Annotated in this window: 18 protein-coding genes; 10 read left to right on the top strand and 8 right to left on the bottom strand. The window is 75.8% G+C overall.

Annotation, left to right across the window (positions count from 1 at the left end; translation table 11 throughout):
* Positions 1–58: 58 nt before the first annotated feature.
* The 4 genes from CNX65_RS18095 to CNX65_RS18080 all read left to right on the top strand — a co-directional run bounded on the left by CNX65_RS18095 (position 59) and on the right by CNX65_RS18080 (position 3453).
* Positions 59–1309: an MFS transporter gene (locus CNX65_RS18095; RefSeq protein WP_096494606.1), complete on the top strand. Its 1251-nt coding sequence runs from the start codon at positions 59–61 to the stop codon at positions 1307–1309.
* 351 nt (positions 1310–1660) lie between these two features.
* The gene (locus CNX65_RS18090; protein WP_198320499.1) at positions 1661–2281 is read left to right on the top strand and encodes a helix-turn-helix transcriptional regulator; all 621 of its coding nucleotides are present in this window, start codon (positions 1661–1663) and stop codon (positions 2279–2281) included.
* A 5-nt stretch (positions 2282–2286) separates the two neighbouring features.
* On the top strand, positions 2287–2862 hold the full coding sequence (locus CNX65_RS18085; protein ID WP_232519891.1) for a helix-turn-helix transcriptional regulator: 576 nt from the start codon (positions 2287–2289) through the stop codon (positions 2860–2862).
* Positions 2863–3009: 147 nt separating this feature from the next.
* On the top strand, positions 3010–3453 hold the full coding sequence (locus CNX65_RS18080) for a hypothetical protein (protein ID WP_096494604.1): 444 nt from the start codon (positions 3010–3012) through the stop codon (positions 3451–3453).
* Positions 3454–3501: 48 nt separating this feature from the next.
* Here CNX65_RS18080 and CNX65_RS18075 read toward each other — a convergent pair whose 3' ends face one another.
* Positions 3502–6381, bottom strand: a complete 2880-nt coding sequence (locus CNX65_RS18075; RefSeq protein ID WP_232519890.1) for an AfsR/SARP family transcriptional regulator — start codon at positions 6379–6381, stop codon at positions 3502–3504.
* A gap of 236 nt (positions 6382–6617) precedes the next feature.
* Between CNX65_RS18075 and CNX65_RS18070 the strand changes: the two genes are divergently transcribed.
* Together CNX65_RS18070 and CNX65_RS18065 are read left to right on the top strand one after the other, a co-directional pair.
* Positions 6618–7001: a nuclear transport factor 2-like protein gene (locus tag CNX65_RS18070; protein ID WP_096494600.1), complete on the top strand. Its 384-nt coding sequence runs from the start codon at positions 6618–6620 to the stop codon at positions 6999–7001.
* Positions 7002–7472: 471 nt separating this feature from the next.
* Positions 7473–8681: a GNAT family N-acetyltransferase gene (locus CNX65_RS18065; protein WP_096494598.1), complete on the top strand. Its 1209-nt coding sequence runs from the start codon at positions 7473–7475 to the stop codon at positions 8679–8681.
* A gap of 36 nt (positions 8682–8717) precedes the next feature.
* Here the strand turns inward: CNX65_RS18065 and CNX65_RS37885 are convergent, their stop codons facing one another.
* The gene (locus CNX65_RS37885; RefSeq protein ID WP_256373948.1) at positions 8718–8852 is read right to left on the bottom strand and encodes a hypothetical protein; all 135 of its coding nucleotides are present in this window, start codon (positions 8850–8852) and stop codon (positions 8718–8720) included.
* The gene (locus CNX65_RS18060; RefSeq protein ID WP_096494596.1) at positions 8843–9802 is read right to left on the bottom strand and encodes an aldo/keto reductase; all 960 of its coding nucleotides are present in this window, start codon (positions 9800–9802) and stop codon (positions 8843–8845) included. Before CNX65_RS18060 ends, CNX65_RS37885 begins: the two co-directional genes overlap by 10 nt.
* 97 nt (positions 9803–9899) lie before the next feature.
* Between CNX65_RS18060 and CNX65_RS18055 the strand changes: the two genes are divergently transcribed.
* Complete coding sequence (locus tag CNX65_RS18055; RefSeq protein WP_096494594.1) at positions 9900–10475, top strand: TetR family transcriptional regulator; 576 nt, start codon at positions 9900–9902, stop codon at positions 10473–10475.
* Positions 10476–10535: 60 nt separating this feature from the next.
* Here CNX65_RS18055 and CNX65_RS18050 read toward each other — a convergent pair whose 3' ends face one another.
* The gene (locus CNX65_RS18050; protein ID WP_096494592.1) at positions 10536–13736 is read right to left on the bottom strand and encodes a S8 family serine peptidase; all 3201 of its coding nucleotides are present in this window, start codon (positions 13734–13736) and stop codon (positions 10536–10538) included.
* Between the two features lie 228 nt (positions 13737–13964).
* Positions 13965–14888, bottom strand: a complete 924-nt coding sequence (locus CNX65_RS18045; RefSeq protein WP_096494590.1) for a phosphotransferase — start codon at positions 14886–14888, stop codon at positions 13965–13967.
* Between the two features lie 141 nt (positions 14889–15029).
* On the opposite strand from CNX65_RS18045, the gene CNX65_RS18040 reads away from it, so the two are divergent.
* A complete protein-coding gene (locus CNX65_RS18040; protein WP_096494588.1) occupies positions 15030–16013 on the top strand; it encodes a bile acid:sodium symporter in 984 nt (327 codons plus the stop codon).
* Between the two features lie 36 nt (positions 16014–16049).
* Here the strand turns inward: CNX65_RS18040 and CNX65_RS18035 are convergent, their stop codons facing one another.
* Positions 16050–17072, bottom strand: a complete 1023-nt coding sequence (locus tag CNX65_RS18035; protein ID WP_096494586.1) for an LLM class flavin-dependent oxidoreductase — start codon at positions 17070–17072, stop codon at positions 16050–16052.
* A 168-nt stretch (positions 17073–17240) separates the two neighbouring features.
* Between CNX65_RS18035 and CNX65_RS18030 the strand changes: the two genes are divergently transcribed.
* On the top strand, positions 17241–18416 hold the full coding sequence (locus CNX65_RS18030; RefSeq protein WP_096494584.1) for an MFS transporter: 1176 nt from the start codon (positions 17241–17243) through the stop codon (positions 18414–18416).
* Positions 18417–18469: 53 nt separating this feature from the next.
* Here the strand turns inward: CNX65_RS18030 and CNX65_RS18025 are convergent, their stop codons facing one another.
* Together CNX65_RS18025 and CNX65_RS18020 are read right to left on the bottom strand one after the other, a co-directional pair.
* Positions 18470–19528 (bottom strand): LCP family protein, encoded by a 1059-nt coding sequence (locus CNX65_RS18025; protein ID WP_096494582.1) that lies wholly within the window; start codon positions 19526–19528, stop codon positions 18470–18472.
* Positions 19525–20028, bottom strand: coding sequence for a SigE family RNA polymerase sigma factor (locus tag CNX65_RS18020; protein ID WP_015802337.1), 504 nt, complete (start codon positions 20026–20028; stop codon positions 19525–19527). Before CNX65_RS18020 ends, CNX65_RS18025 begins: the two co-directional genes overlap by 4 nt.
* Positions 20029–20202: 174 nt before the next feature.
* Here CNX65_RS18020 and CNX65_RS18015 point away from each other — a divergent pair, with 174 nt between their 5' ends.
* Positions 20203–20622 carry a hypothetical protein gene (locus CNX65_RS18015; protein ID WP_096494580.1) on the top strand — a complete coding sequence of 140 codons (420 nt, stop codon included), beginning with the start codon at positions 20203–20205 and terminating at the stop codon, positions 20620–20622.
* The last annotated feature ends 36 nt before the right edge of the window (positions 20623–20658 follow it).

Here is a 20658-nt window from a genome sequence, read left to right as displayed (position 1 = left end):
CGCTCACCCAGCCCCACGCGTTCACCCCCCTGTCGGGGAGAGGAAGAAGGTCTCCGCCATGACCACCACGTTCACCGGCGCGGGCGCCCGGCTGCTGGCCCCGGCCCGGCTCCCGTCGTTCCGCCTGCTGTGGGCGGGGCAGGCCCTGTCGCTGCTCGGCGACGGGTTCAGCTACATCGCGTTCGCCTGGATCACCCTGGAGCTGACCGGCTCCACCCTCCAGCTCGGCTACGTCCTGGCGCTCCAGGCGATCCCGCGCGCCCTGCTCACCCTGGTCGGCGGGTCGCTGAGCGACCGGTGGTCCACCCGGCGGCTGATGGTGCTCTCCAGCTGGGCCCGCGCCGCGGTGATGGCGTCGGTCGGGCTGGCCGGGCTGTCCGGGAGCCTCGGGTTCTGGGGGCTGTGCGCGGCGGCGGCGGCCTTCGGCGCGGTGGACGCGTTCTTCCAGCCCGCCCGCATGTCGATCCTGCCGTCCGTGGTCGCCAAGGACCTGCTGCCCGCCTCCAACGCGCTGCTCGGCGCGGGCGCCAAGGTCTCCTCGGTGCTTGGCCCCGCGGTGGGCGGCGTGGTGGTCGCCGCGACGGACGCGAACTACGCCTTCCTCGTCGACGCCCTGTGCTTCGCGCTGTGCGCGCTGTGCGTGACCGGGGTGCGCACGCTGCCCCGCGACCCCGAGCAGACCCCGGCCGCCGCCACCCCGGAGCCGGTCTCGCTGCTGGGCCGCATCAAGGAGGGCCTGCGCTACGCCCTGTCCGACCCGCGCATCCGCACCGTCCTGGTCGTCGACGTGGCCGTGACGTTCTGCTACGCCGGTCCGTTCACCGTGGGCTTCGCCAACCTCGCCCGCACCGAGGTCCAGGGCGGCTCCACCACCCTGGGCGTGCTCAACGGCGCGCTCGCGGCGGGGGCCATGCTCGGCACCCTCGTCGGCGGGGCGAGCAGCGCCAAGCCCAGGGTCGGGCTGCTGGTGGCCGCGCTCGCCGGGTGGCTGGCGGTGGGCATGGCGGCGCTGGGGTTCGTGGAGGGCGCGGTCGAGGCGGTGGCGACGGTGTTCCTGATGGGCTTCGGCATCGGCTACCAGGGCGTGTTCGGGCTCAGCTGGATCCAGCGCAACATCAAGGGCTCGGTGCTCAGCCGGGTGATCTCGGTGGACATGGTCCTCGGCTACGCCGTCGCGCCGCTGTCGCTGGTGCTGTGCGGGGCGCTCGCGGAGCGGAACACCGCGCTGATGTTCGGCGGCACGGCGGTGATCCTGGCCGTGACCGCGCTCGGCGTGCTCGCCTCCAAGCCGGTCCGCGAGATGCGCTGACCCCGACCCCCGCGCCCGACCGCCCGCGCCCGACCCCCGGCCCGTCCCGGTTCCGCCCGTTCCCGCCGCCCGCTCTCCCCACCACGGGGGAGCGGGCGCCGTTGTTGCCGCCGCCGCTATCACCACCCGCCCCACCGCGCCCCTGACCTGCCGCGTCCCGCCCGCACGCCCGCGACCTGCCGCGTCGCCACCCGCGCGCCCCACCCCCTCCCGAGCGGCCCCCGTCACCCGTACGCGTGTCCACGTCCCGTGGATAAGTCGGGGATTTCGCCGTGATAGCCGCCCTGCCGATCCTCGTGGGCGGAATCAGTCTCACGCGATGTCATCCGTCGGAATCGCTTGGAGGCGAACGTGGAGCAGATCTGCGCAGTGGACAGCGCGCTGGTGCCGGTGGCCGTGGTGGCCAGGGACCCGATGCTGGAGGCCGGGGCGGCGAGCGCGTTGCGCGCCTGTCCCGAGCTGGTGGTGGTGGAGGGCGAGGCCGCGGAGTCCGCGCGGGTCGCCGTGGTGCTGGTCGACGAGGTCGACCGGGAGGTGCTGGACCTGGCCCGCGCGCGGCGCGGCGCCGTGGTGCTGGTGGTGGCCGAGGTGACGGCCGTGCAGGCGCTGCACGCCGTGCTCGCCGGGGTGCGCGGCCTGCTGCGCCGCCGGGACGCGGACGCGCGGCGGCTCACCCGCGCCGTCATGGCCGCCGCCGTCGGGGACTGCACGGTGCCCCCCGACCTGCTCGACCGGTTGCAGGGCGCGGTGGGGGAGCCCGCGGCGCCCGCGCTGGCGGGCAGCGGGCTGAGCGAGCGCGAGCGCGCGGTGCTCGCCCTGGTCGCCGAGGGGCGCGAGACCGGGGAGATCGCGAAGGAGCTGTGCTACTCGCCGCGCACCGTCACCACGGTGGTGCACGACATCACCCGCCGGTTCCGGCTGCGCAACCGCGCGCACGCGGTGGCCTACGCGCTGCGGGCGGGCCTGCTGTGAGCGGGGTGCGGGTGCACGTGACGGCGGTCGGGCCGGTGGCGCGCGACGTCCCGGCGCGGCTGCGCGAGGCGGGCATGGTGCTGGTCGACGCGCCGGGGCCGGACGTGGTCGTGGTGCTGGCGGCGAAGTCGGTGGACGAGGCCCTGGACGCCTGCCCCGAGCGGTTCCGGCCCGGCGTCGACCGGCTGCTCGTGCTCGCGGACTCGTTCGACCCGTCGGGGGTGCTGCGCGCGGTGCGCATGGGCGCCAGCGCCGTGCTGTGCCCGGTGGCCTCCCCGCTGTCCCGGCTCGTCGCCGGGGTGCACTCGGCGCTGCACGGCGACGGCGTCGTCCCTTACCAGGCGCTGGTGCGGTTGCTCGGGCGCTCCGGCAAGGGCGTGGTCCAGGTCGAGGCGCTCACCGCGAAGCAGACCGCCGTGCTCCAGCTCATGGCCGATGGCCTGGGCAATTCCGCGATAGCCGCGGCACTGGCCTGCTCGGAGCACACGGTCAAGAACGTCATCTACGAGCTGACCGCGCGGTTGCGCGCGCGCAATCGGGCGCACGCGGTGGCCCACGCGGTGCGACTTGGATTGGTATGACCAGGTCAGCGAGCTGTGAATAGCGCTATCACGGCTCGGGGCAACTCGTGATAGGCGGGAGATAAATGGCGCGATAGGGGCGGGATTAAATGCTGTCATACATTTTTCCCAACACCAGAGAGAATAAACTGGAACGGGAGAGAAGAAATGAACATCACCGCGATCGCCAAGGCCGCCGCCCTCGCCGCCACCGTCTCCGCCGCGACCCTGCTCGGCGCCCAGGACGCCCTCGCCGAGGGCACGAACCCGTGGGACAGCGCGCCCGCCGGGACCGCGGTGGTCGACGGCGGCACGAACCCCTGGGACGCCACCCCGGCGGGCGGCACGAACCCCTGGGACAGCGCGCCCGCCAGGGCCTCGGTCGTCGACGGCGGCACGAACCCGTGGGACGCCACCTCGACCGGTGACACCAACCCGTGGGACGCGGCTCCGACCGGTGACACGAACCCGTGGGACAGCGCCCCCGCGGGCGACACGAACCCCTGGGACGCGGCCCCGACCGGTGACACGAACCCGTGGGACGCCGCCCCGACCGGTGACACGAACCCCTGGGACGCCACCCCCGCCGACGACACCAACCCCTGGGACTGACCCCGCCGGTCCCGAGCGCGCGACGGGGGTCAACGCCGACCCCCAGCGCTACGCGGGCACCTTCCCCTCCAGCAGCGCCAGCTCCCGCCGCACCACCGCCACCCCGCCGTGGTCCATCATCCGCTCCCGCACCGCCAGCGACCGCTCGAAGCACTCGCGGGCCGCCTCGACCCGCCCCGCCGCCGCGTTCACCTCGCCCAGGTTGTGCAGCAGGTGCCCCTCGCCGATCACGTCCCGGCTGGCCCGCACCATCTCCAGCACCTCGGTCAGCGTCCGCTCCGCGAGCTCGTGCTCCCCCCGGTGCAGCTGCACCTGCCCGATGCGCCGCATCGTGGTCGCCACCCCGCCGGTGTACCCGACCTCCCGGCAGGTGGCCATCGCCTCCGCGAGCTGCGCGAGCGCCTCGTCGTCCCGCCCGGTGCGCATGAGCACGTGCGCCCGCTGGGTCAGCACGATCGCGCGCCCGACGACGTCGCCGACCTCCTCGAACCCGGCCAGCGCCAGCCCGTACAGCGCCAGCGCGCCCGCGTCGTCCCCGGCCTGCCGGGTGAGCAGCCCCAGGTCGCGCCTGCACAGCGCCTGCCCGCGCACATCACCCAGCTCGGTGAACGCCGCCAGCGCCTCCACCAGCACCGCCCCGGACTCCTCGGCGCGCCCCCGGTTGATGTGCAGGGTGCCGAGCGAGGCCAGCAGCGCCGCCGTGCCGCGCGCGTTGCCCGCGGCCCTGGTGGCCCGCAGCGCCTCGTCGTGGGTGTGCCGCCAGTCGTCCAGGTGCCCGCGCGCCTCGAACAGCGTCGTCGTGGTCACCGCCAGGTCCCAGCACAGCTCGTCCAGCCCGAGCCGCGCCGCCTGCGCCACGGCCGCCCGCAGGTTCGGCAGCTCGCCCTCCAGCCACTCCAGCGGGCTCTCCAGCAGCCGCTCGGCGTGCACGGGGTGCGGGTGCCAGCGCGGCGCGCTCCCGTGCAGCGCGGTGAAGTCGCCGCCGAACACGCCCCGGTGCGCCTGCTCGGCCAGCGACAGCCAGCCGCCGAGCACCCGCTCCTGCACCTCCCGCTGCTCCCGCTCGTCCACCGACGCCAGCTGCTCGCGGGCGAACAGCCGGATGATGTCGTGGAAGCGGTAGCGGAACTCGCCGGTGCCGTCGACCGAGACCACGTCGAGCATCTGCACATCCACCAGCGGCTCGATCAGGTCCGAGGCGTACGGCCTGCCGTCGTCCAGCGCCGCGCCCGCCACCCAGCCGGGCAGCGACGGGCCCTCGGCCAGGCTGAGCAGCCCGAACAGCCGCCGCGTCGGCTGGTCCAGCCCGTCGTGGGTCAGCGACAGGCTCGCCCGGATCGTCATCTCGCCGTGCGCCAGCTCGTCGAGGCGGTGCCGCTCGCTGGCCAGCCGGTGCACCATCGACGCCAGCGACCAGTGCGGTCGGGCCGCCAGCCGCGCCGCGACGATCCGCAGCGCCAGCGGCAGCCCGCCGACGGTGCGCACCAGCGCCTCCGCCGCCTCCGGCTCGCCCGCCACCCGCCGCTCGCCCACGACCCGGCCGAGCAGCTCCAGCGACTGCTCCCGGTCCAGCACGTCCAGCTCCAGCTGCCGCGCCCCCGGCAGCCCGGTCAGCCGCGCCCGGCTGGTCACCACCACCGCGCAGCGCCCGCCGCCGGGCAGCAGCGGCAGCACCTGCCGCTCGCTGACCGCGTTGTCCAGCACCACCAGCACCCGCCGGTCCGCCAGCAGCGTCCGGTACATCTCGGTGCGCGCGGTGTGCTCCACCGGGATCATCGCGCCGGGGATGCCGAGCGCCTGCAGGAACCGGCCGAGCACGTCGGCGGACCCGCCCGCGTCGCCGTAGCCGCCGCGCAGGTCGCAGTACAGCTGCCCGTCGGGGAAGTGCTCCTCGGCGACCCGGTGCCCCAGGTGCGCGGCCAGCGTCGACTTGCCCACGCCCGGCCTGCCGATGACCACCACGACGCCGACCGCGCGCCGCCCCGCGCCCCCGGTGAGCACCTCCTCGGCGGCGGTGATCAGCTCCTCGCCACCGATGAAGTCGGCGGTGTCGGCGGGCAGCTGCCTGGGCACCGCCGCGCGCGCGGCGTCGGCGGGCTCAGCGGGTCTTCGCTCGCGCGCCGGCTCGGGGCCGCGCAGCAGCGAGGCGTCCCCGGCGTGGATCGCCCGCTCCAGCTCCCGCAGCTCCTCGCCGGGCTCCAGGCCCAGCTCCTCCACCAGCAGGTCGCGGCCCTCCCGGTACACCTCCAGCGCCTCGGCCTTGCGGCCCGACCGGTACAGCGCCAGCATCAGCAGCGCCCTCGGCCGCTCCCGCAGCGGGTGCTCGCGCACCAGCCTGCCGATCTCGCCGACCAGCTCGTGGTGCAGCCCCAGCTCCAGGTCGATCCCCAGGCAGGTCTCCACCGCGTTGAGCCGGTCCTCCTCCAGGCGCAGCGCCCTGGTGCGCAGCGGCGCGCTCGCCAGCCCGCTCAGGCACTCCCCGCGCCACAGCCCCACCGAGGCCCGCAGCAGCTCGGACGCCTCGGACAGCTCGCCGCGCCTGGCCGCCGCGCGCCCCTCGGTGACGCCCCTGGTGAACTCGTGCACGTCCAGCGAGGCGTCCGGCAGGCGCAGCTGGTAGCCCGGCGGGCGGGTCACGATGGAGACCTCCACGCCCGCGTCGGCCAGCGTCTTGCGCAGCCGCGACACGCAGATCTGCACCTGGGTGCGCGCGGTGTCCGGCGGGTTGACCTCCCACAGCGCGTCCACCAGGTGGTCCGTGCTGACCACCTTGTTCGCCTCCAGCAGCAGGCAGGCCAGGATGACCTGCTGCCGCCCCGGCGGGATGCGCACGGGCCCCCCGGCGCCGGTGACCTCGATCGGTCCCAGCACCCGGAACGCCAGGCGCCCGCCCCGCTCCACCACCTCGTCCACGAGACCTCCGCTCACCCGCCCGGCGTGGGACCCGGAGTCGGACACAACAGGACGAACGTACCGTTGGGAAAGCATTGTGTATGTCCGCCCGATGTCCTAAACCGAGCCCTCCTCGGGTCATTGGGAAACACTATGGAGCGCCGGGATGCCGCCGTGATAGCCGGGGGATAGGCGCGGGTTGCCCGTGATGCGGAAAATCAGTTCCACGAGCAGCGCCCGAGCCCTCGCGGGCGGGGCCGAAAGGAGGGGGCATGGTCCTCGGCGAACGGCGGCCCGCGCCGCACAGCGACGTGGTGACGGCGGCGGGCGTCGACCACGTCCGGCTCTCGTACCTGTACGCCGACGAGGGCGACGTGGAGGGACTCGAGTCGTTGCTGCACCTGGACCCGCAGGTCGCAGCGCCGCGGGAGGTCGCGCACGGCGGCAGGCCGGAGGTGCTGCAGGTGCTCGCGCCGGTCGGCGCCGCGCCGGGCAGGCACCTGCTGTCGCGGGTGATCGCGGAAGGCGACTGCGTCGCGGCTGTGGGCAAGCTCACCACGGCGCGGGCGGAGGTCGAATTCGCGGACATCTTCACCATCGGCCCGGACGGGCTGTTGGCGGGGTGCAGGCGTTTCTATTCCGCGACCTCGCCGTGACGGTTCGGCCACGCGTTCGACGACACGTTCGGAGCAGCGCCTGTGGGAGCGGCGCTTCGGCGTGCCGCACGTCGCGCGGGTCGCGCGGCTAATTCAGGGGGCGCTTTTAGCGGGATTGTCGCCGGGGGACCGCCCGGCGCCGCCCCGCGCGTCGAACGGGCCCGGTGGGCGGGGGCGGCGGACCTCCCACCCACCGGGAAGGGCGACGTCAGGCCGTGGCGGGGTCGGCGGGCCCGTGGTCGAACCGGTCGACGTGCGCGCCCGTCCCGCTCGCCGCCTTCGGCCGCGGCCGTCGCGGCCAACGCGGCCAGCGCGCTCCGGCGCGGGGACCACCGCGGTCACCCGGTTGCGCCGGTCGGGGCTTCGGGGCTCCCGAACAGGTGTCACCGCCGCAAATCGCTTGCCCCGCCGCCCGCTCCGGGGTGCACTGTGCCGCGATCGCACACGCCACCCCGGAGGACAGCGCTGACCATGCGGACCCGTGCCACCACCGAGGACGACCTGGACGCCTTCGTCGACACGCTGCACACCGCCTTCGGCCGCTTCCGGGAGACCATGACGGTCGGCGGCGGCCGGTGGTGGTCGGCGCTGGAGCTGGACCGGGGGGTGCTCGCCACCGAGCCGGACGGGCGGCCGGTCGGCACCGCGGCGTCCTACTCGTTCGAGCTGACCCTGCCCGGCGGCGGCGTCCTCCCGGTCGCGGGGGTGACCTGCGTCGGCGTGCTGCCCTCGCACCGCCGCCGGGGCGTGGGGGGCGCGCTGATGCGGCACCAGCTCGCCGGGGTCCGGGAGCGCGGTGAGGCCGTGGCGGTGCTGCTGGCGTCCGAGGCCACGATCTACGGCCGGTTCGGCTACGGGCCCGCGACGATCTCCCGGCGGTTCACCGTGCAGCGCGCGCGGGCGGCGCTCACCAGGCCCCGCGCGGGCGCGGAGGTCCCGGCGGGCTCGGTGCGGGTGCTGCCGCGCGACCGGTGCGGGGACGTCCTGGAGCAGGTGTACGACCGCTACCGCCGCACCCAGCCGGGCGCGCTGTCCCGCCCGCCCCGCTGGTGGGCCGAGGGCGTCGGGCGGCCCCCGGTGTCCCGCGTGCCGCGCTACGCCGCCGTCCACCACGGCGCGGGCGGTGTGGCCGACGGGTACGCCAGCTACTCGGTGGAGGGCGACGCGCTGGTCGTGGACGAGCTGGTCGCCGAGAACGCGGCGGCGTCCGCCGGGCTCGCGGAGTTCGCGCTGGGCCACGACCTGGTGGACGAGGTCGTGTTCAAGCACTTCCCGCCGGACCACCCGCTGCCCTGGCAGCTGGAGGACCCCAGGGCCGGGCGGGAGGCCGAGGCCACCGACTGGCTGTGGGTGCGGCTGCTGGACGTGCCCGCCGCGCTGACCGCGCGCGGCTGGTCGGCGGACGGCGAGCTGGTCCTGGACGTGACCGACCCGTTCCTGTCCGAGCGGGGCCGCCACCTGCTGACCGTCCGGGACGGCCGGGCCGCGTGCGCGTCCACCGACCGGGCCCCGGACCTGTCGCTGGACGTGCGCGACCTGGGCTCGCTCTACCTGGGCGGCGTCACCCCGAGCGCCCTGGTCCGGGCCGGTCACGTCCGCGCCCACCACCCGGAGGCGGCGGCGCGGGCCGACGCGCTCTTCCGCGTCGACCGCGCCCCGCACTGCGTCCACTGGTTCTGACCGGCTGGTTCTGACCGGCGCCCGACCGGCTTCGCCCTAACGCTCGCCCGACCAGCTCCGCGCGCGGGCGAGGAAGTCGCGGGTCACCGGCGAGTCCGGGACGAGCGCGTCGAACCCGTGCGGCGCGCCCGACCCGCGCCCGCCCGCCCGCCTGCCCCTGATCAGACCCACTCGGGCACCTGCCGGGCGTACCGCGCGCCGAAACCCCCGCGCGGCAGGATCGCCTCGATCGCCGCCAGGTCGTCCGGGGTCAGCTCCAGCTCCACGGCCGCGACGTTCTCCGCCACCCGGTCCGCGCTCCGCGTGCCGGGGATCGGCACGACGTGCTCCCCCCGCCCCAGCAGCCAGGCCAGCGCCAACTGCGCCACCGTCGCCCCCCGACCCTGCGCCAGCGCGCCCAACCGCCGCACCGCGTCGAGGTTGCGCTCGAAGTTCCCCGGCTGCCAGCGCGGGTCGTCGTTGCGCATGTCGCCCTCCTCGTACTGGCCCGCGGGCTTCGCCGTCCCGGTGATGAACCCGCGCCCCAGCGGCGAGTAGGCCACGAACCCGATCCCCAGCTCCTCCAGCACCGGGAACAGCCGCTCGACGTCCCGCTCGAACAGCGAGTACTCGGTCTGGAGCACCGACACCGGCTGCACGGCGTGGGCCGCGCGGAGGGTGCGCTCGCCCGCCTCGCTCAGGCCGAAGTGCTTGACCTTGCCCGCCTCGACCAGCTCCCTCACGGCCCCGGCGACGTCCTCGATCGGCACGTCGGGGTCGACCCGGTGCTGGTAGAGCACGTCGATGGTGTCCACGCCGAGGTTGCGCAGGCTGTTGTCGACGACCTCCCGGATGTGCTCGGGCCTGCTGTCGGTGCCGTAGTCGCGGGTGAAGCCGAACTTCGTCGCGATCACCACCTCGTCCCGGAACCCGGCCACCGCGCGCCCCACGACCTTCTCGTTCTCGCCCCAGCCGTACAGCTCGGCGGTGTCGAAGAAGGTGACGCCCAGGTCGTGCGCGCGCCGGATGGCGGCCACGCCCTCCCGGACGTCGCCGGAGCCGTAGGCCATGGAGATGCCCATCGCGCCGTAGCCGAGCGCCGACACCCTCAGCCCCCGGCCGCCCAGAGTCCGCTGCCGCATGACGTGCCTCCCCGCATCGGTCAAACCAAACTGTTTGGTTTGACCGTACGCCCGGTCGAGCACCTGGTCAAACCAACCGGTTCGGTACAGTGCGCGCATGACTCCCCGCCCCGGAGCCGACTCCACCCGCGACCGCGTCCTGGACGCGGCCACCGCCGAGTTCGCCGCGCACGGCATCGCCGGGGCCCGCGTCGACCGCATCGCCAAGACCGCGAGGACCAGCAAGGAACGCGTCTACGCCTACTTCAGCAGCAAGGAGGAGCTCTACCGGCGCGTCAGCGCCCACGAGCTCGCCGCGATCGCCAAGGCCACCCGCCTGGACCCCACCGACCTGCCCGGCTACGCGGGCCGCGTGCACGACCACTTCGCCGCGCACCCCGAGCGCCACCGCCTGCTCATGTGGGGCCGCCTTGAGCTGGCGCCCGCGGGCAACCCGGCCGAGGACCCGTTCAAGCGCGCCCTCGCCCACAAGGTCGAGCAGCTGCGCGCCGCCCAGGAGGCCGGCCACCTCGACCCGTCCTGGGACCCGCTCGACGTCCTGACCTTCCTCAACCAGATCGCCATGTCCTGGGCCGGGCAGCAGGCGCCCGAGGACGAGGGCTCCGCCGCCGCCCGCCGCGCCGCGATCGTCACCGCCGTGCAGCGCCTCTTCCCGGCCACCACGAGCGCCTGACCGCGCGGCACGCCGTGCGGGCCGGGAGCGATCCCGACCCGCACGGCCGAACGAACCCGGTCACGCCGTGATCCGGTAGGCCCGCAGCACGGTCTGCTCGAACCCGGCCCCCGCCGACTCGCCGCGCACCCGCAGCGACGCGAACCCGGCCACGTTCGGGTTGAGCACCCGCGCCACGCCGTCGACCACCGGCACCTGCTCCCAGGCGGCGCCGTCGTCGAACGACACCTCCACCACCAGCCCGGTCACCTCGACCGCCGCCCCGGAAGCCCGTCGCGGCGCCATCGGCACGCCCAGCTCCGCACCGCCCGCCGCCGCGCCGGACCCGTCCAGCTCGGGCGAGAAGCCGACCACCGTCACGGGCAGCTCGCCCACCCCGTCCACGTGCCCGGAGCGGAACGTCCAGGACAGCTCCACCGCCGTCGTGAACCCGGTCAGCCCGGTGGTCCGCCGCGCGCCGGTCACCAGCTGGTACTCCGCCTCGCCCTCGGGCACGGCGAACCGCCCGTAGCCGCCCTGCTCGCTCGCGCCCACCTGCACGCCGTCGCGGAACAGCCGCGTCCCGCCCTCGGCCTGCCAGTCCGACCCGTGGTTGCCGTCACCGTCGCCGAACAGCGGCGCGTGCGCGGTCAGCACGTCACCGGAGCGCTGGAGCAGCGGCCTCTCGGTGGACGGCGTCGGCGTGAACACCGGGAACGCGAACCGGTGCCGGTGCTCCCGCCCCGCCTCGAACCGCCGGACCGCGCTGGTGAGCTCGAACCCCGAGCCGTCCGGCCCGGACCCGATCACGCCCAGCACCCAGTCCGTGCCGTCGGTCACGTGGTCGACCGCGCCCGACGAGCGGCCCGCCTCCACGTACACGCCCCACCCGGTCGCCCGGCCGTCCCCGACGGGCTGCAACGACCGCTGCGCCGTCACCCCGTCGGCGAGCGGGCCGTACGAGGTCCGCACCGCCGCCAGCTCCGCCAGCGCGGGCGCCTCCCGCACCCCGTCCGGCGCCCGGCCCTCGTGCTCCCAGGCCAGCCGGTACCCGGTCCGCGCCCCACCCGCCCCCGCCGCGCCCTCGAACTGGGAGGCGACGAGCACGCGCGCGTCGGGGACCTCGGGACCGGCGTGGCCGATCGACACCAGCCCGCTGAACCCGCCCAGGTACGCGTTGCCCGTGCCGACCGTGCGCCCCTCGTGGGTGCGCTGCACGGAGAACTGCCCCAGCAGCTCCTCCGCCTCCGGGTCCGGCGCGCTGATCTCCACCGGCTTCGCGGTGCTCGCGTCGAACACCGCCTCGGTCGGCCCGGCCACCCGCAGGCTCGGCCGCAGCACGTGCGCGAACCCGCCCTGCGGCCGGTTGAAGCCGCCGATCGCCAGGTACTCGCCCGCCGGGAGCCGCACGGTGGTGCCGCCCTCGGCGGGTAACAGGCCCCGGCTCTCGCCCGTCACCACGTCCTGCAGGGTGACCAGGCCGTCCGCGGTGGGCTTCCCGTCGCCGTCGAGCGCCTTCAGGGTGACCTCGTGGCTCTCGACCTCGCGCTCGACCGCGACCGGCGTGCGCAGCGCGACCGCGTCACCCGAGCGCGCGAGCACCAGCCCGCCGTGGGCCCCGTCCGGCGCGTCGACGGCGGTGTCCCCGGTGACGGTCGCGGTGGCCGTGCCGCGCGCGGGCACGGTGACCCGCGACGGCGACACGGTGATCAACCCCTCGGGCAGCTCCCCGCCGACCACCGACAGGTCCAGCACGAGCTCCCGGTCGCCGTCGTTGCGGTAGGTCAGCTCCCGCGCCACGGGCACGTCGTCGTCGTGCGGCCACCGCTGGAGCCCCAGCGGCAGCGAGGACGGCTCGGAGGTGAGGCTCTGCCCGATCGCGCGCGCCAGGTCGACCCGGCCCGCGCCCTGCGCGAACACCGAGGCCCCCTCGGTCGGGGTCGCCGACGCCACCAGCGCGGCCTTGACCTGCTGACCGGTCCACTCCGGGTGCCGCTGCTTGAGCAGCGCCGCCGCGCCCGCGACGTGCGGGGTGGCCATGGAGGTGCCGGACAGGGCGGTGCGGCCGTCCTCGCCGGGGAGCTGGCCTGCGCCCGCCCGCGCGGCGACGATGCCCACGCCGGGCGCGGTGACGTCCGGCTTGACCGCGCCGTCGCCGACCCTCGGGCCCCGGCTGGAGAACGGCGCGACCGCGTCGTCGCGGTCCACCGCGCCGACCGTGAGCGCGGCGTCCGCGCTGCCTGGCGACCCCACCGTGCGGGTGGCCCCGTCGTTGCCCGCGGCGACCACGAACAGGGCGCCGGACCGCTCGGACAGCGTCGTGAGCGCCTCCTCCAGCGGGTCGACCTCGGGGGTGTCGCGACCGCCCAGGCTCAGGTTGACCACGTCGGCGCCCTGCTCGACCGCCCACTGCATCCCGGCCAGGATCCACGACTCGGCGCAGCCGCCCGAGACGCAGACCTTGCCGTCGAGGATGCGCGCGTCCGGGGCCACGCCCCGGTACTGCGCGTCGCCGCCTGCGATGGTGGCGGCGACGTGCGTGCCGTGGCCGTCCCGGTCGGTGGTGTCCGGGTCCTCGGTGAAGTTGGCCTCGGCGACCTGCCTGCCCACCAGGTCCGGGTGCGTCTCGTCCACGCCGGTGTCCAGCACCGCGACCGCCACGCCCGCGCCGGTCAGCCCCGACCCCCACGCGGCGGGCGCGCCGATCTGGGCGGTGCTGCGGTCGAGGGCGGGCTCGCGCTTGCCGTCCAGCCACACCCTGGTGATGCCCGGCTCGTCCAGCAGGGCGCGGAAGGCGGTGGGTGACTTGTCCGAGGTGGCGGCGAACGAGCCGATCGCGGGCAGCTCGGCGGTGGTGTCCAGCGAGGCCAGCGCGGGGCGGGCGCCGTCCGCGCGGGTCAGGATCAGGGGCAGCTCGGCGGTGTCGCCGTAACCGGACTCGACCAGGGTGGTGACGTCGAACAGGCGCGGGTCGAGCCTGCCCTCGGCCAGGCCGCGCTCGGCGTCGGAGGGGATGACGCTCAGCCGCCCGTCCGCGGTGACCGTCCGGAACGCCACCCGCTCCCGGCCGGGTCCGCCGGTGATCGTGCCCGGCCGGTCGCCGCCGTGCACGGTCACCCGGTCGCCGGTGATCAGCGTGACCGTGGCGCCGCCCGGCGGTGAGGGGTCGTCGGCCGCGGGTGACGCGGACGCGACCCCCGCGCCGCCCGCGACCCCCGTGCCACCGGCGATCAGCGCGGCGACGACTGCCAGCGCCCCGCGCTTTCGTCGTTGAACTGCCAAGACGTGGACACCTCCACTCCGGTGCGCGCCCGGTTGGCGCGCGGGTGGGAGGACGCGGCGGGGCGCGGCGGAGTGACGCCCGCGCCGTGGGTTCCCCCTGCCCCTCCGACGCTAGCCACGGGCGCGGGACGGGCGCAGGGGCCGGGCGGTGGTGCGGTGGGTGCGCCGGGGGTTTGCGGGGTCGTGGGCCGACGGGTGGTCGGGGTCGGGGGTCCGAAGCGGCCCGCGTCAGCCGGTCGCGAGCGCGGCGAGGGTGTCCTGGAACGAGGTCCACGCGAGGGCGGTGTCGGGGTCGTCGCCGTGCGGGGCGCGGAACAGGTCGGTGAACTCGGCCAGGTCCACCAGCGGCCAGCGCAGCCGGTGCAGGCGCAGGGCCTCGGGGGAGGGGGTGCGGCCGGTGAGCTCCCGGTAGCGGGACAGGTCGCCGGGCAGCAGGGCGAGGTCGCGCTCGGGGACGGCCAGGCCGGTGGTGTCCCAGTCCACCAGGTGGAAGCCGGTCGTGGCGCGGATCAGGTTGCCGGGGTGCGGCTCGCCGTGGGTGAGCACGACGGGCAGGCGGCGCACCACCTCGGCCAGCTCCGCGAACTCCGCGCGCCTGCGGCGGACGACCTCCTCGTGCCGCCGCAGCAGCAGGCGCGCCCGCTCCGCGTACGGCCCGTCGCCCCAGGGCCCGTCGGCGTCCGGCGGGGGAGGGGCGATCGGGATCGCGGGCGCGTCGACCGGTGTGGCGTGCAACCGGGCGAGCAGCTCCTGCACCAGCGCGCCGTCCCCCTCGGACAGCTCCTGCCCGAAGTGGCCGGGAACCCCGGCGACGTGCGGGAACACGCTGAGCGCGTACCGGTCGTCCAGCTCCGCCACGGGCTCGCCGACCGGGGCGACGACGAACTCCAGCCCCGCCTGCCGCAGTCGCACCGCCACGCCCATGGCGGCCCGCAACCCGGCCAGCGCGGAGTCGCGGTCGGGGCCGCAGTGCGGTTTGCGCGTCAGGTCGGCCGCGGTCGCGAACCACCGGCGGCCACCTGAGTCGGTGACGTGCCAGTGGTGGTCGCCGAAGCCGACCGGTGCGTGCTCCAGGACGGCCACGTCGATCCCCGACCGGGCCAGGCAGGCGCGCACGGACTCGTCCGACAGGTCCTCGGGGCGGCTGCGCACCGGGGCACCGTAGCGCCCCGCCGGACCGCCGCCCGACCTCCGCCCGACCTGCGGACCGGCGCGGGGTCTACCGTTCCCCGGTCCCCGCCGGACGCCCTGCCCGCCGCACCGCCGCACGATCCCCGCCAGGAGCGAGATCCCGTGTCACCGAACCCCGGCCCGGTCGCCGCCCTGGAGCGCCACCAGGTCGCCGTCTACCTCGGCGCGCTCGCGGCGGGCGCCCTCACCGGGCTCGCCGCCCCCGCCGCCGGTCCCGCGCTCGAAGGCGCCATCACCCCGGTGCTCGCGCTCCTGCTCTACGTGACCTTCCTCCAGGTCCCGGCCGCCGAGCTGGGCCGGTCGCTGCGCGCGGGCCGCCTCCTCGCCGCCGCGCTGGTGGTCAACTTCGTGGTCGTCCCCCCGGTCGTGGCCGCGATGCTGGTGTTCCTGCCCGCGGATCAGGCCCTGCGCCTGGGCGTGCTGCTGGTGCTGCTCGCCCCGTGCGTCGACTACGTGATCGTCTTCACCGGCCTGGCGGGCGGCGACCACCGGGGGCTCCTGGCGGCCACCCCGCTGCTCCTGCTCGCCCAGGTGCTCCTGCTGCCGCCGCTGCTCCTGCTGCTCCTGGGCGGCGAGCTGGCGGACGTCGTCGAGGCGGGCCCGTTCGTGGAGGCGTTCACGACCCTGATCGCGATCCCGCTCGCGCTGGCCTGGCTCACCCAGGCCTGGGCCCGCAGGCGCCGCGCAGGCAGGCTCGCGGCGGACGCGGCGGGCACGACGATGGTCCCCCTGATGGCCGCGACCCTGCTCACCGTGGTCGCCTCCCAGGTCCCCGAGCTCGGCGGCGACCTCGCCCGCGTCGCGGGGGCCATCCCGTTCTACGCGGCGTTCCTGCTGGTCATGGTGCTCGCCGGGCTGGCGGTGGCGCGCCTGTTCCGGCTGGACGTCCCGGCGAGCCGCGCGGTCGTGTTCACCGGCGCGACCCGCAACTCCCTGGTCGTGCTGCCCCTCGCGCTGGCCCTGCCGGACGCCCTCGCCCTCGCGCCGCTGGCGGTGGTCGCCCAGACCCTGGTGGAGGTGGTCGGCATGGTGCTCCTCGTGCGCCTGGTGCCGCTCCTGGTCCCGGACCGCGCGCCGGGGGCGTGATCGGCTCGACCCCGCCCCCGCGCGAACCCCCGGCCGTCAGCGCCAGCCGAGCGCGGGCGCCACGTGCTTGAGGATGCTCTCCAGCACGTGCGCGTTGTAGTCCACCCCGAGCTGGTTGGGCACGGTCAGCAGCAGGGTGTCCGCCTCGGCGATCGCCTCGTCCTCGGCGAGCTGCTCCACCAGCGCGTCCGGCTCCGCCGCGTACGAGCGGCCGAAGATCGCCCGCGTGTCCGCGTCGATGTACCCGACCTGGTCGCGGCTCTTGCCGTCCGCGCCGAAGTACGCCCGGTCCTCGTCGGAGGTCAGCGCGAAGATGCTGCGCGAGACCGACACGCGCGGCTCCCGCTGCCACCCGGCGTCGGCCCACGCCTTGCGGAACACCCGGATCTGCTCGGCCTGCTGGACGTGGAACGGCGCGCCGCCCTCGTCGTTCTTCAGGGTCGAGCTCATCAGGTGCATCCCCTGCTCGGCCGCCCACACGGCGGTCGCGTTCGACCCGGCGCCCCACCAGATGCGGTCGCGCAGGCCGGGGGAGTGCGGTTCCAGGCGCAGCAGGCCGGGCGGGTTGGGGAACATCGGGCGCGGGTTGGGCTGGGCGAAGCCCTCGCCCTCCAGCACCTTCAGCAGCACCTCGGTGTGCTTGCGGGCCATGTCGGCCTCGGTCTCGCCGTCGGCGGGCTGGTAGCCGAAGTACCGCCAGCCGTCGATGACCTGCTCGGGCGATCCCCTGGAGATGCCGAGCTGGAGCCTGCCCGCGGCGAGCAGGTCGGCCGAGCCCGCGTCCTCCGCCATGTACATGGGGTTCTCGTAGCGCATGTCGATCACGCCGGTGCCGATCTCGATGCGCTCGGTCTTGGCGCCGATCGCGGCGAGCAGCGGGAACGGCGAGCCGAGCTGCCTGGCGAAGTGGTGCACGCGGAAGTAGGCGCCGTCCGCGCCGAGCTCCTCGGCGGCGACGGCCAGGTCGACGGACTGGAGCAGCACGTCCGAGGCGGTCCTGGTCCGCGAGTGCGGGCTGTCGGACCAGTGCCCGAAGGACAGGAAACCGATTTTCTTCACGCTGGGGGAACGTACTCGCACTTTGGTTGATTCCTCAACTACTTGGCTCCCGCAGCAGGTCGCGCCACTGGTGATCGGGAACACGGCCGCCGCCCGCCCCCGCTGCGGCTAGGGTCCCGCCGACCACCCCGCACCACCGGGACGTCCCCGTCCGGAGAGGAGCCGAGGGTGGACCCGCGCACCACGCCCGCCGCCCAGCGCGCCCTGATCGCCGCCGTCCAGGTCCTCGGCCTGGCCACCTGGTTCTCCGCCTCGGCCGTCGTGCCGTCCCTGCGCGCCGAGTGGGGCGTGGACCTGGCCGCCGCCGTCTGGCTCACCGCCGCCACCCAGCTCGGGTTCGTCGTCGGCGCGGTCGCCTCCGCCGCCCTCGCCCTGGCCGACCGCGTCCCGGCCCACCTGCTGCTCGCGGCGGGCGCGACGGGCGCGGCGACGTCCACCCTCGTGTTCGCCCTGCTCGCCGACGGCCTGGCCGCCGCCGTGCCGCTGCGCTTCGCCACCGGCCTGTTCCTGGCGGGCGTCTACCCGGTCGGCATGAAGCTCATGGCCTCCTGGGCCACCCCCGACCGCAGGGCCCGCGCGATGGGCCTGCTCATCGGCGCCCTCACCCTCGGCTCGGCCCTGCCGCACCTGATCGGCGTCCTGGCCTGGCCGTGGCGGCCCCTGGTGTCCGCCGCCGCCTGCGCCACCCTCGTCGCCGCGCTGCTCTCGGCCACCCTGCTGCGCGCCGGACCCCACCTGGCCAGGTCCGCGCCCGCCCGCGACCCGGCCTACGCGCTCACCCTGCTCCGCGACCGCGCGCCCCGCCTGGTCAACCTCGGCTACCTGGGGCACATGTGGGAGCTGTACGCGCTGTGGACGTGGCTGCCGCTGTTCGGCGCGGACGCCGTGCGCGACCTCGACCCCCGCGTCGCGGGACTGGCCGCGTTCGCCGCCGTCGGCGTCGCGGGCGTCGCGGGCTGCCTGGTCGGCGGCTGGGCGGCCGACCGCTTCGGCCGCCCCCGCGCCGCCGCCACCGCCCTCGCCCTCAGCGGCGCGTGCTGCCTGCTCTCCCCGCTCGCCCACGCCGCGAGCCCACCGGTGCTGCTGGCGTTCGCGGCGGTGTGGGGCGCGGCGGTGATCGCCGACTCCGGGGTGTTCTCCACGATGCTCAGCGAGGTCGTCGACGGCCCCCGCGCGGGCACCGCGCTGACCGCGCAGACCGCGGCCGGGTTCCTGCTCACCGTGGTCGCCATCCAGCTCGTCCCGGTCGTCGCCGAGGTCGTGACCTGGCGCTACGCCCTCGTCGTCCTGGCGCTGGGACCGGTGGTGGGCGTCGTCGCCCTGACCCGTCCCCGCGCCGCGTGACGCGGCGCGCCCCGGAGGCGGGATTCCGCCGGGGCGCGCCTGCGATCAGCGGGCTACCGCACGCACACCGGCCCGTCCCCGCCGCCCCCGGTCCCCGAGCCCGACGACCCGCGGAGCGCCTCGGCGACGAACGCCCGAGCCCGCGCCGGATCGGTGTCCACCACGTGCACCCCCTCGTCCGTCACGCCCTCCGACCCCGGCAGGGTGGTGAAGCGCCAGCCCCCGGCGCCGCTCAGCGACGCGGCGGCGGACGCCGGGTCCCAGCCGTCGTCGGTGCGCACCGCGTCGCGGGCCCGGTCGAACAGCCCGGTCAGCTTCGCCGGGTCGCCGAGCACCCCGGAGTCGAGCACCGAGGTCCGCAGCCCCTGCAGGAACGCCTGCATCCGGGTCACCCGGTCCAGGTCGCCCTGCTCCAGGCCGCGCCGCTGCCGCAGGAAGCCCAGCGCCTCCTCGCCCCGCAGGACGTGCTCACCGGCCGCCAGGTCCACCCCCGCGTACTCGTCCCGCGCCTGCTGGCTCAGGCACACCCGCACCCCGCCGACCAGGTCGCTGAGCTCGGCGAACCGGTCCATCGACGCCACGGCCCAGTGGTCCGCCCTGACCCCGGTCACCTCGGCGACCGCGTCCAGCGCGGCCCCGGCGCCCCCGGCGACCGCGTCCCGCCCCTCCTGCCCGGCCTGCTCGTGGCCCGCCGCGTAGGCCGTCGCCAGCCTGGTGGCCCGGCCGTCCGCGCCGGTGACCCGCAGGTCGCGCGGCAGGGACACCCCGCTGACCCGGCCGTCCGGGAAGATCCGCAGCAGCACCGCCGTGTCCGCGTGGGAAGGCCGGTCCGCCCCCTCCCCGGTGTCCACGCCCAGCAGCAGCACGGTCTGCTCCTGCGCGGTGGCGCCGGTGGCCACCTCCCGCCGCTCGGCGGGCGCGTCCCGCAACGTCATCGGCACCACCACGGCGGCCACCGCGGCAGCGGCCGTGAGCACCCCGGCCGCGATCAGCGCACCCCGGCGGCGCGGCGCCGCGGCCGTGCGCACCCGCGCCGCCACCTCCCGGTGGTCCACCCGCTCCTGGGCCTGCGCCGCGAGCGCGGCCCTGATCAGCGCTTCCTGGTCGGTCATCGCAGCACCTCCGGCTGTTCGCTCCGCTGGACCCGCAGCTTCGCCAGCGCGCGGGAGATGTTGCTGCGCACCGTGCCCACCGAGCACTTCAGCACCGACGCGATCTCCTCGTCGCTGCTGTCCTCGTAGTAGCGCAGCACGACCGCCGCCCGCTGCTTGCGCGGCAGGGCGGCGATCAGGGCGCGCATCGCGTCGCGCTCCGCGTGCCGCTCGGCGTGGTCAGCCACCACCGGCCCCACCTCGTCGAACCCGCCGTGCCCGGTGAGCACCTCGCGCGCCGCGCGCCGCCGCCGCCACGACAGGTAGTCGTTGGTGACCATGCGCTTGAGGTACAGGTAGGGCACCTCCAGCGCGCCGATCCGGGCCCACTTCTGCCTCGCCCGCAGCAGCACGTCCTGCACGATGTCCTGCGCCAGGTGCTTGTCGCAGGTGAGCGCGGTGGCGTAGCGCAGGAGCTGGTCGAGGCGATCGGTCACGAACTGGTCGTAGTCGACCTGCACCCCGCCTCCTTCTGGTTCGTCGGGTCGCTTGCGGCCTGGAAACCCGCCGGGGGCCCGTTCCGTTGAATCACACGCCTGTGACGTGGGTCACCCGCGTGGAGGGCTCGTGTCCAGCGCGGGGTACCAGGGGTGCGGGGGCGTCCCGGTCGCGCCCGCGAGATGAGGGGGGCGGCCTTGGACGGGGCGACGGCCAAGCGGAAGATCCTGCTCGCGCTGGCCTGCTTGGCGCTGCTGGGGCTGACCGTGGTCGTCCTGCTGCTGCTCCAGGTCCCGCCGCTGGTCGTGGCCCCGCTCGCCATCCCGCTGTTCCTCCTGGTCGGCTACGTCGTCCGCGTCGCGGACGAGCACCAGGGGCCCACACCCGCGCACCGGGCTCTCGGCGCCCGCAGGTTCCTGCCCGTGAACGCCAGGGAGGGCGTCGCGCTCGTCTTCGCGGTGGTCGCGCTCAGCCTCTCCCAGATCGCGGTGACCTGGGTGCGGGAGGGGGCCGGGGAGGCGCTGCACCCGGTGCGCGCGCTCCTCTGGCTGGTGGCCGGCTACGTCCTGTGGTTCATGACGGTCCGCCGGGCCCGAGGCAGGCGCTCGGCGGGCTGAGCCGCCGCTGTCGGGGGTCGCTGCTAGCTTCCCGGC

It is taken from the genome of Actinosynnema pretiosum, assembly GCF_002354875.1.
GTDB classification, from domain to species: Bacteria; Actinomycetota; Actinomycetes; order Mycobacteriales; family Pseudonocardiaceae; genus Actinosynnema; species Actinosynnema auranticum.
The sequence above is the reverse complement of the archived record's forward strand: the minus strand, read 5'-3'. Positions and strand labels throughout refer to the sequence as shown.